Origin of the sequence: Burkholderia sp. BCC0405, assembly GCF_902833075.1 — a bacterium.
GTDB lineage: Bacteria > Pseudomonadota > Gammaproteobacteria > Burkholderiales > Burkholderiaceae > Burkholderia.
Genome location: NZ_CADFEO010000009.1, coordinates 142469 through 158502, shown reverse-complemented (window position 1 = coordinate 158502; position 16034 = coordinate 142469). Strand labels below are relative to the sequence as shown.

The 16034-nt window shown below is 69.2% G+C and carries 15 protein-coding genes; 10 read left to right on the top strand and 5 right to left on the bottom strand.

What is annotated here, in order from left to right:
- The first annotated feature begins 94 nt into the window (after window positions 1-94).
- Both HWX36_RS17135 and HWX36_RS17130 read left to right on the top strand, forming a co-directional pair.
- Window positions 95-982, top strand: coding sequence for a metal-dependent hydrolase (locus HWX36_RS17135; RefSeq protein ID WP_175953233.1), 888 nt, complete (start codon window positions 95-97; stop codon window positions 980-982).
- The gene (locus HWX36_RS17130) at window positions 979-1878 is read left to right on the top strand and encodes a hypothetical protein (protein ID WP_175953232.1); all 900 of its coding nucleotides are present in this window, start codon (window positions 979-981) and stop codon (window positions 1876-1878) included. The genes HWX36_RS17135 and HWX36_RS17130 overlap by 4 nt, the downstream gene beginning before the upstream one ends.
- Here the strand turns inward: HWX36_RS17130 and HWX36_RS17125 are convergent.
- Window positions 1866-2981 (bottom strand): hypothetical protein, encoded by a 1116-nt coding sequence (locus HWX36_RS17125; RefSeq protein WP_175953231.1) that lies wholly within the window; start codon window positions 2979-2981, stop codon window positions 1866-1868. The genes HWX36_RS17130 and HWX36_RS17125 overlap by 13 nt on opposite strands.
- 7 nt (window positions 2982-2988) lie before the next feature.
- Window positions 2989-3699, bottom strand: coding sequence for a hypothetical protein (locus tag HWX36_RS17120; RefSeq protein WP_175953230.1), 711 nt, complete (start codon window positions 3697-3699; stop codon window positions 2989-2991).
- A gap of 61 nt (window positions 3700-3760) precedes the next feature.
- Between HWX36_RS17120 and HWX36_RS17115 the strand changes: the two genes are divergently transcribed.
- Window positions 3761-5221: a fatty acid desaturase family protein gene (locus HWX36_RS17115; RefSeq protein ID WP_175953229.1), complete on the top strand. Its 1461-nt coding sequence runs from the start codon at window positions 3761-3763 to the stop codon at window positions 5219-5221.
- Window positions 5222-5267: 46 nt separating this feature from the next.
- Here the strand turns inward: HWX36_RS17115 and HWX36_RS17110 are convergent, their stop codons facing one another.
- From HWX36_RS17110 to HWX36_RS17100, 3 genes are all read right to left on the bottom strand, one after another.
- Complete coding sequence (locus HWX36_RS17110) at window positions 5268-5999, bottom strand: ribonuclease T2 (protein WP_175953228.1); 732 nt, start codon at window positions 5997-5999, stop codon at window positions 5268-5270.
- A gap of 267 nt (window positions 6000-6266) precedes the next feature.
- A complete protein-coding gene (locus HWX36_RS17105; protein WP_175953227.1) occupies window positions 6267-6845 on the bottom strand; it encodes a hypothetical protein in 579 nt (192 codons plus the stop codon).
- A gap of 96 nt (window positions 6846-6941) precedes the next feature.
- A complete protein-coding gene (locus HWX36_RS17100; RefSeq protein WP_175953226.1) occupies window positions 6942-8345 on the bottom strand; it encodes a DUF308 domain-containing protein in 1404 nt (467 codons plus the stop codon).
- A gap of 342 nt (window positions 8346-8687) precedes the next feature.
- Here HWX36_RS17100 and HWX36_RS17095 point away from each other — a divergent pair, with 342 nt between their 5' ends.
- From HWX36_RS17095 to HWX36_RS17065, 7 genes are all read left to right on the top strand, one after another.
- Entirely contained in the window at window positions 8688-9326 is a 639-nt protein-coding gene (locus tag HWX36_RS17095) for a hypothetical protein (protein WP_175953225.1), read from the top strand.
- 84 nt (window positions 9327-9410) lie between these two features.
- Window positions 9411-9977, top strand: coding sequence for a helix-turn-helix transcriptional regulator (locus HWX36_RS17090; RefSeq protein ID WP_175953224.1), 567 nt, complete (start codon window positions 9411-9413; stop codon window positions 9975-9977).
- Between the two features lie 116 nt (window positions 9978-10093).
- Window positions 10094-10303 carry a hypothetical protein gene (locus HWX36_RS17085; RefSeq protein WP_175953223.1) on the top strand — a complete coding sequence of 70 codons (210 nt, stop codon included), beginning with the start codon at window positions 10094-10096 and terminating at the stop codon, window positions 10301-10303.
- Between the two features lie 108 nt (window positions 10304-10411).
- Window positions 10412-10993 (top strand): HD domain-containing protein, encoded by a 582-nt coding sequence (locus tag HWX36_RS17080; protein ID WP_175953222.1) that lies wholly within the window; start codon window positions 10412-10414, stop codon window positions 10991-10993.
- Window positions 10994-11327: 334 nt separating this feature from the next.
- Window positions 11328-12518: a macrolide transporter subunit MacA gene (macA, locus tag HWX36_RS17075; protein ID WP_175953221.1), complete on the top strand. Its 1191-nt coding sequence runs from the start codon at window positions 11328-11330 to the stop codon at window positions 12516-12518.
- A gap of 2 nt (window positions 12519-12520) precedes the next feature.
- Window positions 12521-14599 (top strand): MacB family efflux pump subunit, encoded by a 2079-nt coding sequence (locus tag HWX36_RS17070; RefSeq protein ID WP_175953220.1) that lies wholly within the window; start codon window positions 12521-12523, stop codon window positions 14597-14599.
- Window positions 14600-14612: 13 nt separating this feature from the next.
- Window positions 14613-15986, top strand: coding sequence for an efflux transporter outer membrane subunit (locus HWX36_RS17065; RefSeq protein ID WP_175953219.1), 1374 nt, complete (start codon window positions 14613-14615; stop codon window positions 15984-15986).
- The last annotated feature ends 48 nt before the right edge of the window (window positions 15987-16034 follow it).

The following is a 16034-nucleotide window of genomic DNA, read 5'->3' as shown; positions in this document are numbered from 1 at the left end:
GCTCGGAATGGCGGTTGTTTGCACGGGAGGATACAACAGATGCGTCAGCCGCCGGTAACGGCCCGCGCCCCGTCCCTGACGGGGCGGAACTAGCATGCGGCCGTTGCGCCGCACGCCCGCCGACAGCACCGCGTCGCGCATGCCGGCCCGCGACGTGCGCTTCGCGATCGACGCACGCATTCCGCGCTTCTGGTATCGCGGCGCGTGCCATGTCACGCGCTTCTTCGACGCGTTTTCCGTGATGTTTCCGCTCGGCGAGCGCTTCTTCATCGAAAGCGTGCGGCCGTTTCGCGACCAGGTTGGCGGCGACGCGACGCTCGCGGCCGACGTCGATGCGTTCGTGCGGCAGGAAGCATCGCATATCCGCGTGCACCGGCTCTACAACGCGCGCCTCGCGTCGCAGCGGGTGCCGGTCGACGCGCTCGAAGCGCTGCTCGAAAAACGCCAGCGCAATGCCGCGCGGCAGGTATCGCCCGTCACGCGGCTCGCGCTGACCGCGTGCCTCGAGCACTACACGACGATCCTCGCGCACCGGCTGCTGAGCGACCCGGCGATCCTCGACGGCGCCGATCCGACGATGGCGGCCGTGTGGCGCTGGCATGCAATCGAGGAAACCGAGCACAAGACGGTCGCGTTCGACGTGTTCGCGGCGGCCATGCCGAACGCGGCGCGGCGCTATGTCGTGCGCTGCGCGGCCATGCTCGGGATCTCCGTCTACTTCGTGATCGACCTGATCCATTTCGTGCACCGCCTCGTCGCCGTCGACGGGCAGACCTGGAACCTGCGCGGCTGGCTGCAACTGCTGCGCTGGCTGTTCGTCGCGCCGGGCATCTTCACGCGCGTGATGCCGATGTGGCTGTGCTGGTTCTCGCCGCGCTTCCATCCCGATCGCCTCGACAGCGACGCGGCGCTGCGCGCGGCACGCGCCGCGCTCGCACCGTACCTGGCCGGCGCCGAACGCGAACCGGAGTCGCACGCATGACGCGCGCGCCGTGGACGCCCGACGGGTTCGACGACTGGCGGCGCCACTATCCGGCAACGCCGTTCGCGCGTGCCGCGGTGAACCTCGACCGGACCGATGCGTTCATCGACAGCTGGACGCGGCGCACCGCCCGCCTGCCGCTGACGACGACGGTCGTGCTCGTCGCCGGGCTGTATTCGGAATGGCTGCCCGGCTGCAATCGCGGTGCGCGGCAGACGCTCGGCGCGGCCGGCTATCGCGTGCTGACGGTGCCGGTGCGTTCCGCGCGCGGCGTGTTCGATCAGGGCGCGCATATCGGTATGTACCTGCGCACGCACCTGCCGGCCGGCGGCGAATTCGTCGCGCTCGCGCACAGCAAGGGCGGCATCGACACGCTCGCCGCGCTCGTCGGCGATCCGGCGCTGGCCGCGCGTTGCGCGGGCCTCGCGCTCATGCAGCCGCCGTGCGGCCCGTCCGCGATCGTCGATACGATCTTCCGGCACGGCATGGCGCCGCATGCGGCCGCGCCGTGGCCTGACCGCATCGCACGCCGCATGCTGCGCACGCGCTGGGCCGACGCGGGCACGCGCGACATCAGCAGCCGGCGCGATCCGCGCGTCGGCGCCATGCTTGCCGCGCTGCCGCGCGACCTGCATCTCGTGCATGGCGTGAGCTGGTCCGTCGAGGCATCCACGCGCTTCGATTCGCATCACGGGCGGCTGAACGGGCATCGTCCCGGCTGCGCGCACGACGGACAGTTCTACCTCGAACACCAGGTGATGGCCGGCATCCCGCAGGTCTGCCTGCCGCGGCTCGACCACGGCCAGCCCGTGCTCGGCGGGCTCGGCTTCGACGCCGGCCGCTTCTGGCTCGCGCTCGCCGACCTGCTGCACGTCACGCGCGCTCAGACCAGGTAGATCTCGAAGCCCGGCACGCGGCCGGCCAGCAGGCCGTCGATCGGTGCGGCCGGCTCGCCGGTCGACAGCGTATAGAGATCCATCGGCGTACGCGCCGCGTAGTAGCGCGCGAGCGCCGGCCGAAGCGGATCGCCGTCGTACAGGCACAACTGCATCAGCGCATGACTGTTGCGCACGCGCAGCCACGCGGCATCGAGCAGCGCCGCGAACACGGACGGATCGCGCTCGCGCACCTGCAGGTGCGTCAGGTAGACGTCGCGCAACGGCTCGCCGGGCGCCGCGATACGCGGGCGGCGCAATGCGGGCGCGAGCGCATTGAATGCGGCACGCACCGCCCGCAGCGGCAACGGCAGCCGCTCGAGCACGATCCGTTTGATATCGCCGGCGTCCCATGGCGCGACACAGCCGAGCAGGTTGTCGTGCGCATCGAGCGCCAGCAGGAACGCGCCGATGCCGAACGACGGCCACGTGTCGAGCCGCCGCGCGAATTCGTCCACGGAGAATACGCCGCCAAACGGCTGGCGGCACGATTCGGCATCGAGAAACGCGCGCAGTGCGTCCGCATGATGCGGCTGCGCCTCGACGATCCGCACGCCCGGCACGCTGCGCGGCGCCGACGACAGCCCGCGCCGCGCATAGATCGACACGTTCTCGTAGCCGTGCCAGTGCGCGAAACGCAGCCGGTTCTCGCGCCGCGATCGTGCCAACGACTGCACCGCGAGCCGGTTGTCGCGGATCATGCAGCAATACGCATGCTGCACGCCGGCGTCGGCGCGCAGCGTCGCGAAGCGTTCGCGCACCGAGTCGGTCCACTCGCGCGACAGCCGCCGGTCGGGCATCAGCCGCAGGTCGCCGAGATAGGCGACCGGCTGCGCGCGTTCGCCGAGATAGCCGTCGCGCACGACGAGGCTCGCGAGCCCCTTCAACGACGCGCGCTCATCCTCCGCGAGCCAGACCTCGTGATGCGGCGCGTGGCAGCGATGCAGCGCGAAGTAGTCGGGCGCACGATCGAAGCGCAGCGGCAGGCTGCCCTGCATCGCATGGCGGGACTGGAAATCGAGAATGCGCGCGTTGTCGGCCGGTTGCGCGAGACGGATCCGCATGCGCGGCTCACCTGCCGTCGAACAGCCGGCGCGCGAGCGGCCGCAGGTTCGACGCCGACAGTTCGCACAGGCACACGAGTTCGTCGCCCCGCGCATAGCCGGGGTTGCGTGCGAGGAAGTAGTCGACGTCGGCCAGCCGCCGGTGCGCGGCCGGCACCTCCGCGAGCGCGGGCGTGAGCCGGCCCTGCGGCGTGTCGAACGACAGCAGGCCGGTAGCGGCATCGTACGCGTGCCCGTAGCGGCTCGCGGCCAGGTGATCCATCAGGTCCTGCGTGGCCGGTGCGGTCAGGTTGTCGGCACGCGGCGCGTAGTCGCGCGCGAACGCGCGCAGGTAGCGATAGGTGCGATGCCCCTTGCAGATCAGGAACCAGTACAGCGGCACGGCGGGCGCCTGCCGCCACACGTCGCCCGCGTGGCGGATCCACGCGAACGCGAGATGCTGCGTGCCCCAATGCGCGGGATCGATGATCGTATCGCCGGAAAAGATCACGCGGATCGATGCGTCGCGCCAGCGTGTCTCGTACTGCTTGAGCGTCGAGAAGCCCTGGATCGCGCCGCCGCCGTCGCGCAGCACGATGCAGTGCGTCTTGTCGCCGAGGTCGCGGTCGAACTGCGCACGAACCGTGTCGCAATAGGACGCCGCATACAACGAGAACATCCGGTCGATGTCGTCCGGGCCCAGGGCCGTTCGTTCGACGGCGGTGGCACGCAACTCCATCGGCTCCTCCTGCAAGACTGAACAGCTTGCTATGATAGCCCGTTACCCGCCCGCTCCCGCCATGTCCCACGCCGTTTTCCGCCAGGATGCGAACGACGCGCCGATCGCCCGGCCATGGCTGCTGCTCGCCGCCTATCTCGTCGTGACGGGCGCGTTCTACGCATTCGTCACGCACCTGCCGCTCGGGCCGGTCACGCTCGTTCCGGCGAGCGCGCTCGATCGCGCGGTTCCGCTGCTGCCCGGCGCCGTGCCGCTCTACCTCAGCTACCTGTTCGCGATGCCCGCGCTCGTCCGGCTCGGGCGCGGCCGCGCATGGCTGCTGCCGGCGTTCTTCGCCGGCGCGCTCGCGGCCGGCGCGTGCCTCGTGTGCCATCTGCTGCATCCGACCGCCGTCGCGTGGCCGCCCGCTCACGACGGCTGGATCGCGTGGCTGCAGCGAATCGATACGCCGCTTGCCGCATCGCCGAGCGGGCACGTCGCGCTGCCGGTCGCGATCGCGATCGTGCTGCTGGCGCAGCGGCAACGGTCAGCCGTGCTGTTCGCCGCGTGGAGCGCGCTGCTGATGGTGACGGTACTGACGACCGGCCAGCATCGCGCCGCCGATGTCGCATGGGGCTGCACGACCGGCATCGCGGCCGGCACGTTCACGCTCGCGTTGCTGCGCATCGAGGCCGACCTGCGCACGGTGGCGGCCGCACTGCTCGAATGGGCATGCATCGTCGTCGCGATCCGCGTGGCCGTCGCGCTCGGCGCGTGGTACCTGTATGCGCTTGCGGTGCTCGTCGTCGCGACGCGGCAGCATGCGCTGTTCATCCTGTATCACGACGCGACCCACTATCACCTCACGCGCCGTCGCGGTTTCAACGACTTCCTGATCAACGTCGCAATCGGCGTGCCGGGGCTCGTGCCCGTCGAGTTCTACCGGCCGCTGCATCTCGCGCATCACCGGCATCTCGGCACCGCGCAAGACCCGGAGCGCCAGTTTCTCTATCACGGCCAGCCGTGGCGGTTCCGGCCGCTCGACGCATGGCCGCTCGCGCGGCAGTTGCTCGGCGATCTGTTCGTGCTGAACATGGTGCGCAACATGGCGGCATTCCGGCGCGCGGGCGGGCAGAACATGCGGCTCGGCCCGCCGTTCCAGGCGGCCGCGGCCGTATGGGCGGTGATCGTCGCGCTGCTCGTGTGGGCGTGTTCCGCGCGAACGATCCTGCTGGTCGCGGCGCTGTGGTTCGCGCCGCTGCTCACGCTGTCGGTGCTGCTGCAGAAGATCCGCAGCATGGCCGAGCACAGCGGCGGCCCGCACGCGACGCCCGGCTGGGCCGACTGGACGTATTCGTGGCGCACGGGCTGGATCGGCCGCGTGTTCGTGTGGCCGTATCACATCAATCTTCATCTGCAGCATCACCGGAATCCGGCGGTGCCGTGGCATGCGCTGCCGGGCGCTATCGACGAACACGAGCCGCAGCTCGACGCACCGGAGCTGGCCCGGCTGCTGTGGTCGGGCATCCCGCCGAAGCCGTGACCGGCGACGGCGTGCGCGATGTCGCGCGCCGTCGCCCCCTGCCCCGTTACTGCGCGATGTACACGCCCGACGTCGGGCACGTGCCCTGCGTATTGCCGTCCGTCACGAGCGATGCGGCGCTCGGGAACTGCGCGGTCGCATTGGTCTTCACCGCGATCCACGCTTCGGTGAAGTAGCTGACGCCATTCGTCTTCGTGCACTTCAGCGACACCGCGCTGCGCGTATTGCTGCCGAATGCGCCTTCGAACGCCGACAGCAGCTGGTTACGCGTGACCGTCTTGCCCGCGTTCGCCTGCAGGAACGTGTTGAACGACGTGTTGCCGAGCCGGCTGATCATGCCGGACGCCTGGTTCCAGTACGCATCGGGCGTCGCCGAGTTCGAGCAGGTGCCGTGCTTGAACCACTCGTGCTTGTCGAGGCACGACGCGACGCCCGGCATGTACGTCGACAGCGTGTTGCGGGTCGCGCTGCTGATCGGATACGCATCCATGCTGCACCACTGATGCGCGTTGTCGAGGTCGATGTCGTTCTGCGGCACGCCGCAGTAGAACGGCTGGTTGCCGTCGTAGTTGTTCGGCCACAGGCCGTGCAGCGACAGGCTCGTCGCCGCGTACGTGCCGGCGAGGTTCGTGCATTCGGGCGTGTCGTGCGACGCGCAGAAGCCGGGCTCCCACGACGCGGCGAGCAACAGGTAGTCGTAGCTGGTCTGCGCGGTGGCGTGCAGTGAAGCGGAAGCGACGGCGAGTGCGGCAGCGGCGCGGGCGAGCGTCTTGAGCATGGCGTTTCCTCGGAAAAGGCTTGCGGTCGCGGGATGCGCCGCAAGGTTGTCGAATGTCTGTCCGCGATTGTTGCCGACGCAACGTGGCACGAATGTGAAGGTGGACGAAAGAACGCGCGACGCGACGCCGGCCTCGCCGGTCGCCCGCACGCTGGGCAAGCCGGTGCGGATCAGGCCGGCCACGATCGTGAGCGACTGATCGTCCGGCGCCGCCGCGGACGCCGCACTATCGACACCGGCTCGCGCACGCATGCGGCACGCCGCCCCTCACGATCCGGCGCCCAGCTGCGTGCACGCGCGTGCGATCGATTCGGGGCCTTCGAGCGCGAGGATCTGCCACACGCCGATGCTGACGCGCTGGCGCGCCGCCGTCGACGCATCGGCCAGCAACGCCTCGACGCGCGGTGCGGCGTCCGGCGCCTGCTGCTTCAGCGCCGCGTGATGTCGCGCGCGCGACGCCGGTTCCGATTCGTACACGTCGCACAGGCGCACCATGCCGGCGAGGCCGGCAAGGTCGTCGTCCTTGTCGATCGCACCCGGCTCGACCGGTGCGAGCCCCTTGCGCTCCGCCGCCGGCAGCTTGTTGCGCGCGCCTTCGTCGATCGACGTGGCGGATGCCGGCGGCAGGCCGCCGATCGCCGCGACGATCCGGCTGCCTGCGGCGATCATGTCGCCTTGGCACTCGATCTTCTCGTCGGCCGCGACGTTCGAGCAGAACGATACGGACGTCCGGTACACGTCGTCGCTCATGCGCGGCACTTCGTCCAAGCTCGCCTGCGCGAAGCCGGCGCTGGTCAGCGCCAGCGCGGCGGGAATCAGGATGCGGAATGCGCTCGTCTTGTTCATTGTTGTTTGCGTATGGGGGTTCTCGTGGCGGGCAACATTGCTCGACCGCGCAGTGGCAGCCGCAGTGACGCCGGGCCCGCGCCCGGCGGCACGCGATCACTTCATCGACGCAGCTTCCGATTGGCCGGGCGACAGCGCCGCGTTGTCCTGCTCGCGCCACGTGCGGCGCGACAGCATGATCGCCTTCACGGCCGAGCGCGCGACCTTCCACCACGCGAACGGCCGCGGATCGGCGAGCATGCTGAGCGCGCGTGCATAGTCGAGCGTGAGCCCGGGGGTCCATGCCATCGTCACCGCGCGCTTGCGGATCTGCGCGGCGACCCACAGCTCCGGCGTGAGCAGCAACCGCACGAACGCGCCCCACCCGGCACGCGCGCCCTTCAACCGCCACACCGCACCGTCGAGCGCGGCTTCGAGCGCGTTCGATACCGTGCTCGAGCAGTTGCGGTGCGTGAGGTTGTACGTCGCGTCCTGCCGGTACGACGACCAGAAGGCGTCCAGCTTCGCCGGATCGTAGTTGCGGATCCGCACGCGCACGGTCGACGGGCACCACGCCTTCGACTCGGTCGCGTAGTCGGGCTGGAACAGGCCCGGCACGTCGTTTTCGCGTGTCGCGCGCAGGATGCGCGTGAATTCGTCCGGAGAACGATCGATTTCGACACCCGGATACAGGCTGATATAAATGCCCTCGGGCGCCTCCAGCGCCGCGTGCCCGGTCGAGATCACGCCGTTCACGTCCACGGCCGCGATATAGCGGTCGATCACCGGATAGCGCTGCGCCTCGGCCTTCGACGTGCCGGTCGGCGTCCACACATGCACGGTGAGCGCATGCTCGCCGTCGGCCGGCGGGCCGTCCCATTCGGACTGCGCGAAATGCGGCCGGTCGCGCGTATCGTCGAGATCCGGCGCGAGCGCCGGCGCCGGCGAGGTTGCGAACGCCGGGTTGCGCGTCAGCCGCCGCACGCGCGCGGCGAGGCTCAGCATGTGCATCCCGCCGAACATCAGCAGCAGGCCGAGGCAGTACGGCACGGTGCCCACGTAGTGCGTCGGGTACGGCTGATAGAAGAAGATCGCCAGCAGGATCTCGACGACGCCCCATGCGAATGCGACGTTCCAGCGGCGATAGCGCACCATCCACGCTGCCGTGCACTGCAGCAGCCCGTCGACGAGAAACAGCGTGCCGAAGATCATCGACAGCAGGAAATGGCCGTGGTGATGCCCCGCGAACACGAGCCCGGCGGCAACCACGACCACGATCCCCTTCACGTAGCGCAGGATGCGCTGCCCGCCGACGCCGCTGCCGGCCACCGCGAGCGTTGCGAGCCCCTCGATCAGGAACAGCCACGCAAAGATCTGGATCGGGAAATGCAGCGCGCCGTCGAGCGCATCGACGAAGATCACGACGCCCGCGACGACCCATACCCAGCCGAGCACGGTCAGCCCGCGCCAGCGGGTGCGCAAGTATTCGATGCCCAGCAGCAGCAAGACCAGTCGTACCATCGCGCCCTCTCGTCATTTTTTCGGGACACGCGCTGGTCACGCGTTTCCTGTCGTTTCGACCGCGCATCGTGCCACGCGCAAGCCGAAAGGCGGTAATTCGTACCGGCGCGCCATGTCTCGACATGACCGTTGGCGGCCGGGATCCCCCGCACTGGCCGAATAATAAGATATGGCGGAGACGCTTGAAAGCGCGACGGTACCGTTATCGGCGCCGCACGGGCAGCGGCCGCCGACCGCTGCCGTGGCAGATATCCCGTTCGACAACGCGCGGCGGATACGCGAGAATCCGGCTTCCGAGGGCGAAAACCACTGAACCGAGCCGCACCAGACGGGACAACAACAATGACCGTATCGATCACGCGCCGGCGCCTGCTGGCCGCCGGCGTCGCCGCGAGCAGCCTTGCGCTGTCGGGCTGCTTCACGCCGAAGCTGTACAAGGACGACGCATACAGCGAATACGTATCCGGATTCATGATTTCCGAGGACGGCAAGAAACTGGTCGTGCTCGGCATGCGCTACCACTACATCTTCGATCTGCCGGCCCAATTGCGGCCGGTACTGCTGTCCGGCTACCGGAAATCGCTGCACACGACGTTTGCCGGCTTTCATGCGACCGGCGGCAGCGTCACCGGCCACTACCGGATCGTGTTGCCGAAGGACGCGTCGGACGACGATCGACAGGCGGCCGCCGCCGACGGATTCGTCGCCGAACCAGCCGGTCTCGTGCTCGAAGGCGACATCGACGGCAAACGCTACTCGACGGAAGGCTTCGCCGCGAAGGACAAAGGCGTCACGCAGCCGTTCAACAAGCAGTACTCGGTGTACATCCAGGAATCGCCGTCCGTCGTCGGCATGGGCCTGCGAATTCTCGCCACGCCGATTACCGTGGCCGCCGACGGCGTGCTCGTGCTGGGCGGCATCGTGCTCGTGCCGTTCGCGGCCATCGCGATCCACGCAAACGGCGGCCTGCGGATCATGTAACGGCGCGCGCGGTGCGCCTGCCGTACCGACGTCGACAGCCCGCGGCACGCGAGCGCACACCACGACCGCAACCGGAGCGTCGCCATGACCGCATCACCGCTTCACACGCCCCCGCTCGGCCCGCAACTCAAGCGCTGGCGCGCGCTGCATCGCGTCAAGCAAAGCCATGCGGCCGAACTGTTCGGCGTGGCGCAATCGACGATCTCGCGCTGGGAAGCCGGCATTCAGCAGATGTCGCCCGACGAGCGCGCGACCGCCGAGCGGTTGCTGGCTGCGCGCCTCGATTCCGCGGGCGACTACGCGCTCGCGCGGCTCATCGCGGGCAGCGCGGGCCGCATGCATCTCGTGTGCGACCTCACGCACCGCCTGCTCGCTTCTTCGCCCGCGCGCGCCGCCGAATTCTCGCAGCCGCTGCCGATGCTGCTCGGCACGTCGCTGTGGCGCTACGCGACGCCGGAAATTGCCCGCATGGAAGCCGCGCTCGGCACGCTCGGCTGGCATGACCATGCAGGGCCGCCTAGCGTCGAATTCGACACCGGCGCGAATGCGTCGCGTGTCGTGCCGATCCGCGGCAGCGTGTGCCGGTGGACACGGATGATGCTGTCGGACGGGTCGGCCGCGCGGCTCGTCGAGACGCTCCAGGATGTGTGATTGCCGGGGCGCGATGAAGAACCGCACGCCGGCAACGGCACGGCTACTTCGACGTGTCCGGCACGCAACGCAAAAGATGCGAACGTAAAGGGCAGCACGCCCAGGGGACATGCCACATGCCGACGAATGTCATGCGAGAACTCGTGATCGTCGCGTTCATTATCTATATGGGCGCCGCCGTGCTGGTCGCGCTTCGCTCGGGGGTGGCCAACGCCGGCGGCAGGCGCGTGGCGCGCCGCAGCAGCCCCTATCTGTTCACCCTGATCGTCGTTGTTCAGACGGGCTTCTTCGCGCTGTTCTGCTGGGCCGGGCTTTTCGCGAGGTAGGCGCACGACAAAGCGCCCCGATGCCCGCCCCCGCCACGCATATTTCATGCGTGGACGAACCGCGCCCACCCGCATTACGCTTGGCGGCTCATCGCAAGGAAGCCGACCATGACCTCCGATACGATCCACGCGCGGCTCGCTTTCCTGCGTGAAGCCGAACGCCTGAAGGATGTGCTGCGCAGCGGCTACACGTCGTCCGGGCGAGCGGAAAGCACGGCCGAGCACAGCTGGCGACTGTGCCTGATGGCGCTCGTGTTCGCGGACGCGCTGCCCGGCATCGACACGCTGAAGCTGCTGAAGCTATGCGTCGTCCACGATCTCGGCGAGGCGCTGCACGGCGACATCCCCGCGATCGAACAGGCCGCGCACCCCGACAAAAGCGCGCACGAACGCGACGATCTGCTGACGCTGACCGCGCCGCTCGACGCCGCACCGCGCGACGAGATCGTCGCACTGTGGGATGAATACGAGGCGGCGGCTACGCCGGAAGCGCGCGCGGCAAAGGCGTTCGACAAGCTCGAAACGATCCTGCAGCACAACCAGGGCAGCAATCCGGCCGATTTCGACTACGCGTTCAATCTCGGCTACGGTCACCGCTATACCGACGCCGCGCCGCTGTTCAGCGCAATCCGCGAGATCGTCGACGCGGATACGCAACGCCGGATCGATGCGGGCGGACAGCACGCGTAAGCTCGCGGGATCGGGCGCGCGTCGCCGCACAGCGCCAACGCACGTAAACGCACGCCGCACCACACGCACGGACCTTCGCCCGCCGTTCTCCTGGATCGCAGCAATGACGCCGCATGACCGCTGCCCCCGTGCGGCGTTCGCACAATTCGGCACAATTTCCACACGATTTGGCGTGATTTCCTCGCTTACCATGAGCGCCTGATTCGACTCGGCACGCCCGCGCGATGCGTACGCGGATTCCGTCGCGGGCAATGCGCCCGGCATGCGACGCCGACCGGATCGTCCCGCCCGGCCGCACGCATCGCCGGCACCGCTTGATCCTCGCCGCACGCTCATGACCCAGAAGACCCATCGCCGCCGGCGCATCGCGCTGGCTACCGTTGCCATCGTCGCAATCGCCGCCGGCGTCACGCTGAAGGCGTGCGCACCCGACAAGCATCCGCAATACCTGTCCGCGCCCGTCACGCGCGGCGATCTCGAAAACGCGGTGCTCGCGACCGGCGCGTTGCAGGCGTTCAAGCAGGTCGACGTCGGCGCGCAGGTATCGGGGCAGTTGAAGTCGCTGAAGGTCAAGCTCGGCGACAAGGTCACGAAGGGCCAGTGGCTCGCCGAGATCGACCCCGTGATCTCGGAAAACGCGCTGCGCCAGGCGCGCGCCAGTGAAGAAAGCCTGCGCGCGCAACAGCAATCGACCGCCGCGCAACTCACGCAAGCGGAACTCGCATTCCGGCGCCAGCAGGCGATGCTGCCCGACGATGCGACCTCGCGCGAATCGTTCGAGGCCGCCCGCGCGACGCTCGACGTGCAGCGCGCGACGCTCGCGTCCCTCGCCGCGCAGATCCGCTCGGCCCGCATCCAGATCGAAACCGCGCAGGCCAACCTCGGCTACACGCGCATCGTCGCACCGATCGACGGCGAGGTCGTCGCGGTCGTCACGCAGGAAGGCCAGACCGTGATCGCGCAGCAACAGGCGCCGGTGATCCTGAAGCTCGCCGATCTCGACACGATGACCGTGAAGGCGCAAGTGTCGGAAGCCGACGTGATCCGCGTGAGCGCCGGCCAGACCGCGTATTTCACGATCCTCGGCGAACCGGACAAGCGCCACTACGGCAAGCTGCGCGCGATCGAGCCGGCGCCGCAGAACTACGCCGAATCGCAGAGCCCGCTCGGCGGCGCGGGCGGCGGCTCGAAGCCGAACTCGGCCGTGTTCTACAACGCACTGTTCGAAGTGCCGAATCCCGAGCATCGGCTGCGCATCTCGATGACCGCGCAAGTCAACATCGTGCTCGGCAACGCACGCAACGCGCTCAGCATTCCAGCGGCCGCGCTCGGCGAAAAACGCAAGGACGGCACCTACGCGGTGCGCGTGCTGCGCGCCGACGGCAGCACCGAAACGCGCAGCGTCCGCATCGGCATCAACAACAACGTGCGCGTCGAAGTGCTGGCCGGCCTGAAGGACGGCGAACGCGTCGTGATCGGCGAAGCGGCCGGGGACGACCATGCGCCGCTGTCGGACGTGGTGTGACGATGAGCCAGCCCCTGCTGAAACTCGCTGCCGTCACCCGACGCTTTCCGGCCGGCGACAAGGATGTCGTTGTCCTGAACAATGTCAACCTGTCGATCCACGCGGGCGAGATCGTCGCGATCGTCGGCGCGTCGGGCTCCGGGAAGTCGACGCTGATGAACATCCTCGGCTGCCTCGATCACCCGAGCGAAGGCACCTACACGGTCGGCGGACGCGACACGCACATGCTCGACAGCGACGAGCTCGCGCAACTGCGCCGCGAACACTTCGGCTTCGTGTTCCAGCGCTACCACCTGCTGCCGCACGTCGACGCCGTCGCGAACCTCGAAATGCCCGCGATCTATGCCGGCACGCCGCGCGCCGAGCGGCACGCACGCGCACGCGAACTGCTCGCGCGCCTCGGTCTCGCGGATCGCGCGCACCATCGCCCCGGGCAACTGTCCGGCGGCCAGCAGCAGCGCGTGAGCATCGCGCGTGCGCTGATGAACGGCGGCCAGGTGATCCTTGCCGACGAACCGACCGGCGCGCTCGACACGAAAAGCGGCCAGGACGTGATCCGCATCCTGCACGAGCTGAACGCGCTCGGCCATACGATCGTCATCGTCACGCACGACAAGGCCGTCGCGCGCCATGCGAAGCGCATCATCGAGATCAGCGACGGCGAGATCGTCGCCGACCGGCCGAACCGGCACCATGCGAAAGCCCTCGCGGAAGCGGGTGTGGACGCAGCAGACGCTGAAGAAGCGACCGAAGCAGCGGCCGGCGAGTCACCCGCACGCGATCGCCACGACACGCCGCCGCCCGCAGCAGCCGACACCGATGCGCGCGCCGACACCGACAACGACGCCGATACCGGCACCCGCACACGACGCTTCGCGGCCGGCTCCGGCCGCTTCGCCGAGGCCTGCCGGATGGCGTGGATCGCACTCGTGTCGCATCGGTTGCGCACGCTGCTGACGATGCTCGGCATCATCATCGGCATCACGTCGGTCGTGTCGATCGTCGCGATCGGCGAAGGCGCGAAGCGCTACATGCTCGACGAGATCGGCAGCATCGGCACGAACACGATCAACCTCTATCCGGGCACCGACTGGGGCGACAGCCGCGCCGACGCGATCCAGACGCTCGTGCCCGCCGACGTCGCCGCGCTCGCCGAGCAGCCGTACGTCGACAGCGCGACGCCCGAAACGTCGCGCACGCTGCTGCTGCGCTACCGCAACATCGACGTGAACGCGCTCGTGAGCGGCGTCGGCGACCGCTTCTTCCAGGCGCGCGGGATGCGCTTCGCACTGGGTGTGGCGTTCGACGAGGACGCGGTACGCCGCCAGGCGCAGGTGGCCGTGATCGACCAGAACACGCGCCGCAAGCTGTTCGGCGCGACGCGCAACCCGATCGGCGAAGTGATCCTGGTCGACAACGTGCCGTGCGTCGTGATCGGCGTGACGGCCGACAAGAAGAGCGCGTTCGGCAGCGTGAAGAGCCTGAACGTGTGGGTGCCGTACACGACCGCGAGCGGGCGTCTCTTCGGGCAGCGTCATCTCGACAGCATCACCGTGCGCGTGCGTGACGGGCAGCCGAGCGCCGCCGCCGAGAAAAGCCTCGAAAAGCTGATGACGCAGCGCCACGGCCGCAAGGACTTCTTCACGTACAACATGGACAGCGTGGTGAAGACCGTCGAGAAAACCGGCCAGTCGCTCACCTTGCTGTTGTCGCTGATCGCCGTGATCTCGCTCGTCGTCGGCGGGATCGGCGTGATGAACATCATGCTGGTGTCGGTCACCGAGCGCACGCGCGAAATCGGCATCCGGATGGCGGTCGGCGCGCGCCAGTCCGACATCCTGCAGCAGTTCCTCGTCGAAGCCGTGCTCGTCTGCCTGCTCGGCGGCACGATCGGCATCGCGCTGTCGTTCGGGCTCGGCGCGCTGTTCTCGATGTTCGTCGCGCAATGGAAGATGGTGTTCTCGGCCGGTGCGATCGTGACCGCGTTCGTCTGCTCGACGCTCACCGGTGTGATCTTCGGCTTCATGCCCGCGCGCAACGCGTCGCGGCTCGATCCGATCGATGCGCTCGCGCGCGACTGACGCAAGGCCTGCCATGACGCATTCCTCCCCGCTTCACCGCCTGGGCGCATTCGCGTGCGCGGCCGCGCTGCTCGCCGGCTGCGCGGGCGCGCGCCATGAACCGCTGCCCGCCGTCGCGATGCCCGCGAACTGGGCAGCGCCGGTCGCGGCCGGCGCGCCGGCCACGACGCGCGACTGGTGGCGCGGCTTCGGCGATCCGCAACTCGACGCGCTGATCGACGACGCGCTGCACGCCAACAACGACCTCGCGATCGCGGCGATCCGCGTGTACCGCGCGCAACTGCAGGCCGGGCTCGCGGATACGAACCTGACGCCCGCCGTATCGCTCGGCGCGAACGGCGCCGTGTCGCGCACGCTCGATACGCACCGGATGAGCCGGACGAGCGGCGTGACCGGCTCGCTCAGCTATGAAATCGACCTGTGGGGCCGGCTGGCCGCGCTGCGCGACGCCGCGCGCTGGGAGGCCGACGCGACGGCCGCCGATCTCGAGGCCGCGCGGCTGTCGCTGATCGGCACGACCGCGTCGCTGTACTGGCAGATTGGCTATCTGAACCGGCAGATCGCGCTCGGCGACGCGAACATCGCGGATGCGGTCCGCACGCTCGCGATCGTCCGGTCGCGGCACGCGGCCGGCGCCGTGTCGGGGCTCGACCTTGCGCAGGCCGAACAGAGCCTCGCCGCGCAACGCGCCGCGCAGACGCAACTGATCCAGCAGCGCACCGAGAACCGCCACGCCCTCGCGATCCTGTTCGACCGGCCGCCTCAGCAACGCGCGGCGGAACCGTCGGCACTGCCCGATGCGGCGCCGCCGGACGTGGCGGCCGGCCTGCCGGCGAGCCTGCTCGGCCGGCGCCCCGACCTGCGCGCGGCGGAATTCCGGCTGCGCGAGTCGCTCGCGCAGGTCGACGCGACGCGCACGAGCTTCTACCCGACCTTCACGCTGACCGGCCAGGCCGGCACGTCGAGCACGAGCCTCGAGCGCGTGCTCGCGAATCCGGTCGGCACGCTCGGGCTCGGCCTGGCACTGCCGTTCATCCAGTGGAACACGATGCAGTTGCAGATCAAGGTATCGAAGACCCAGTACGAGGAAGCCGTGGCCGGATTCCGCCAGAAGCTCTACACGGCGCTCGCGGAAGTCGAGAACGCGCTGTCGGCGCGCGTGCAGCTCGAACGCGAAGCCGAGCAGCGCGCGCTGTCGCTGGCCCAGGCGCAGCGCGCCGAGCGGCTTGCCGCCGCGCGCTTCGCGGCCGGCGCGACCGCCGTGCAGCCATGGCTCGACCAGCAGCGGCTGCTGCGGGACGCACAAAGCGCCGACGCGCAAACGCGCCTGAACCGGCTCAACAACCAGATGACGCTGTACCGCGCGCTCGGCGGCGGGACGTCCTGACCGCGGCGCGCACCGGGCCGGCCGCGCGAGCCGTACCAGCCGCGCGCG